At 58.1% G+C, this 334-nt stretch carries 1 protein-coding gene; it reads left to right on the top strand.

The window, feature by feature from the left end; all coding sequences use genetic code 11:
• On the top strand, nucleotides 1-334 hold a 334-nt coding region (locus QUA88_RS15565), incomplete at both ends, for a hypothetical protein (RefSeq protein WP_333272504.1).

Genomic DNA, 334 nt, shown 5'->3' with positions numbered 1-334 from the left:
CAACACCAACTCCCACAACACCAACTCCCACAACACCAACTCCCACAACACCAACTCCCACAACACCAACTCCCACAACACCAACTCCCACACCGACTCCCACAACACCAACTCCCACACCGACTCCCACAACACCAACTCCCACACCGACTCCCACACCGACTCCCACAACACCAACTCCCACACCGACTCCCACAACACCAACTCCCACACCGACTCCCACAACACCAACTGACAACCAACCGCCAGTTGCCAAGAATGCCAACTCCAGCCTCGCGCCCAACAGCAGCCAGTTAGTGACAGGATTGGGAGGAAGCGACCCCGACGGGTCGAT

The organism is Microcoleus sp. D3_18_C2 (assembly GCF_036702395.1).
Classification (GTDB): domain Bacteria; phylum Cyanobacteriota; class Cyanobacteriia; order Cyanobacteriales; family Microcoleaceae; genus Microcoleus.
The sequence above is the reverse complement of the archived record's forward strand: the minus strand, read 5'-3'. Positions and strand labels throughout refer to the sequence as shown.